The 3052-nt window shown below is 42.6% G+C and carries 2 protein-coding genes, 2 pseudogenes and 1 other annotated feature; of the genes and pseudogenes, 2 read left to right on the forward strand and 2 right to left on the reverse strand.

What is annotated here, in order from left to right; all coding sequences use genetic code 11:
* Positions 1 to 293 precede the first annotated feature (293 nt).
* Positions 294 to 1577, reverse strand: a pseudogene (locus A1232T_RS12700) (IS3 family transposase).
* Positions 1185 to 1301: a sequence feature (AL1L pseudoknot), on the reverse strand. It overlaps the preceding pseudogene by 117 nt.
* A 167-nt stretch (positions 1578 to 1744) precedes the next feature.
* On the opposite strand from A1232T_RS12700, the gene A1232T_RS12710 reads away from it, so the two are divergent.
* Both A1232T_RS12710 and A1232T_RS12720 read left to right on the forward strand, forming a co-directional pair.
* Positions 1745 to 1948, forward strand: a complete 204-nt coding sequence (locus tag A1232T_RS12710) for a hypothetical protein (protein WP_077449746.1) — start codon at positions 1745 to 1747, stop codon at positions 1946 to 1948.
* A 62-nt stretch (positions 1949 to 2010) separates the two neighbouring features.
* Positions 2011 to 2861, forward strand: a pseudogene (locus A1232T_RS12720) (IS3 family transposase); the annotation flags it as partial.
* A gap of 13 nt (positions 2862 to 2874) precedes the next feature.
* Here A1232T_RS12720 and A1232T_RS14645 read toward each other — a convergent pair.
* Positions 2875 to 3051, reverse strand: a complete 177-nt coding sequence (locus A1232T_RS14645) for a transposase (RefSeq protein ID WP_341864616.1) — start codon at positions 3049 to 3051, stop codon at positions 2875 to 2877.
* Position 3052: the final 1 nt, after the last annotated feature.

Below are 3052 nucleotides of genomic sequence, written 5' to 3' on the forward strand. Positions count from 1 at the left end.
TATGTGGCGGCGATAGCTTGCTTAATATAGCTTGTTTTCTCTCTTCACTGTATCTGGACATCTTTGTTCCTTGTTACCCCCTTTTACTTGATTGTTAGGAGTGACAACTATCCTGACACAGGGGGGGACACCTCCCTAAGGGTGGCAAGACCGACAGTCACTATCGCAGACTACAGCGATTTTTTGCCGAAGCGAGGATAGACTACGATCAATTAGCTTTGATGATATATCGACTATTTGGGCTAGGCAAAGTCTGAACCGCCCCGACTATATCGGAGAGTGGATTGCTTGAGTCAGGCAGCTTTGTCTGACTCAGTAAGACTATCATAGTATCGTCTCTCAAACTCAAAAGGCGACACATAACCAATCGTACTATGAATGCGAGTTTTGTTAAACCTGAGAAGCGTTAAAAATCGATTAAGTATCGATTTAGCTTTGCAAGTCGAGAGCTATGCTCGAGTGACGACCCATTCAAGGGTTGCTAATTCAACATCACACGCATCCCGCCACTGCGGTTTTAAATATTCAATCACCTCTGTTTTATAAAGCCCGTTAACCGTTTCAGCCAATGCATTATCGTATGAATCACCGGTTGTACCAACAGATGCAATAACGCCAGAATCAGCCATCTTATCAGTATAGCGAATGGATAAGTACTGAACGCCGCGATCACTATGGTGGATCACACCTTTTGGGTTGTTTCTATCTGCAATGGCTTGATTTAACGCTGCCATCACCATATCGGTGTTCATACGATTAGATACCTTCCAACCAACAATACTACGGGCAAATACATCTATAATAAACGCAGTATAGACCCAACCACTCAATGTTTTAACGTAAGTAAAGTCAGCAACCCATAGCTGGTTAGGGCGATGGGCACTGAAATTACGATTAACTAAGTCGTCTGCCCGTATTTGATCATCACGAGACTTAGTCGTTATCTTACCTTTACCTCGCCAAATACCCTGCATACCATGCTGACGCATTAACCGCTCTACAGTGCAACGTGCAGGATGTACACCTTCAGATTTCAACTGTTTCCAGACTTTACGAGCACCGTATCGGCATTTGCTGTTCTTCCAGATACGTTTAATCTCATTAAGATAGAAGTCGTCATGCTGGCTACGCTGTGAACGCTTTTCAGGGGTTTCTTCTAGCTCTTTAACACGATAGTATGTGGATGGAGCAATCGGTAATACTCTACAGATTGGCTCGACTCCATACTGTTGTTTGTGGTCGTCAATAAAATCAACCATTACTTGGGTTTGCGGTCGAGCTCCGCCTGGGCTTCAAGACCTGCTGCTTTCTTTATAATCTCATTGGCTTGCTTTAACTCTCTGTTCTCACGTTCAAGCTCTTTGATACGCTCGGCTTGGCTTTGAACTTGAATATTTGCAGGAATGGTTTTATCAATGTGCTTTTTATGCCATGATCGTAGGGTCTCAGGTGTGCAACCTATCTTTGGCGCTATGGCTTTGATGGCTGACCAGGTGGATGGGTAGTCGTCTTTAGCTTCAATTAGCATACGGACGGCTCGCTCTTTCATTTCAGGGGGTATAGTTTCGTGTTTTCATTGTCGTATTCTCTTGGAGCGTTGAGTCTCCGACAATCCCGGGGCGGTTCAGATAGAATACAAAGTAGATGGCAAAGTGGAACAGAGGATATTCTAGGATTTGAATCAACATTACCGCCTAATTTAGATTATAACGAGTTTGTTAAGCACCCTGATGTCAAAACTTATATGACAAGCAATCAAACTATAAATCTGCCTTATCCTTATGCTGATGATATGTCTACAGAGTTGAAAAACAGCTTGCCGGACTTAGTATTGGTCAATTATTTAATGGCCAAGGAGGAAGGTATTCCTGAGGATATCACGGAAGATACAGAAGATGAGTCAACAACTGGTGATGAAGATAATGACCTTTCTGAAATCACTGACTGATGTATGCTGAAAAAAACGGAGGGGAATATTTGGTAAACTAACCATCTAAACAGGAGTTTACCATGAGCAAAAAAAGAACAGAATATAGCGAAAGTTTCAAAGCTGAAGCTGTCGGTAAAATCAAAGAAAATGCTGGCAACGTCAGTCAAACAGCCAAAGAGTTGGGCATACCCATGAACACGCTTGCGAACTGGTATCGATTAGCCAACGATGGGCAACTAAAAGGTACGGATAGCTATAATCCCGAGTTAATGGCAGCGTTGGACGAAATCAAAGAACTTAAAAAACAGCTCAAAATTGCCCAGGAAGAGCGGGAAATATTAAAAAAGGCAACGGCGTACTTTGCAAAGAGTCAGTAGCCAAGTACGCCTTTATGCAACAAAATCGTCAAGGTTTTAGTATCAATCGAATGGCGAAAATCTTTGGCGTTGCTATATCAGGCTACTATGACTGGCTAAAGCGTGGGATCAGTAAGCGTAAGCAACACCACAATCGCTGTGAATTACTGGTCAAATCGGCTCACATAGATACACAGCAAAGCTATGGACATGAACGGTTACAGCAGCATTTGGCCAACCAAGGCCATGAAATCAGTCGCTACATGGTTCGTCAGATTAAGCAAGAAAAAGGGATTTACTGCAAACGCCACAAGCGATTTAAAGTCACCACTGACTCAAATCATAACAAACCAGTTTATGACAACCTGCTTGAGCAGCAATTTGAAGTTTGTGCCCCTAACGTGGCTTGGGTCAGCGATATTACCTACATTTGGACAAATGAAGGCTGGGTTTATCTAGCAGCGGTTAAGGACCTGTATAGCAAAGAAATCGTGGGTCATGCCCTAAACAAACGAATGACATCGGATTTGGTGTGTCAAGCACTGAATAATGCCATCAAGTATAAACGCCCTGCTATAGTCATAGCCCTTAAAAACAGTCACACAGCCAAAGAAAATAGAAGAATAACGTATCGATACAATCTATTCCCCAATCTTGACGTTTTTTCTTAACCCAAGCCCAAGTTTGCTCAATAGGGTTTAAGTCAGGACTATAAGGCGGTAACCATAGAATAGTGTGTCCTGAATCTTCAATGATTTTTTGAATA

This window comes from Psychrobacter pasteurii, assembly GCF_900162815.1.
In the GTDB taxonomy this organism is placed as follows: domain Bacteria; phylum Pseudomonadota; class Gammaproteobacteria; order Pseudomonadales; family Moraxellaceae; genus Psychrobacter; species Psychrobacter pasteurii.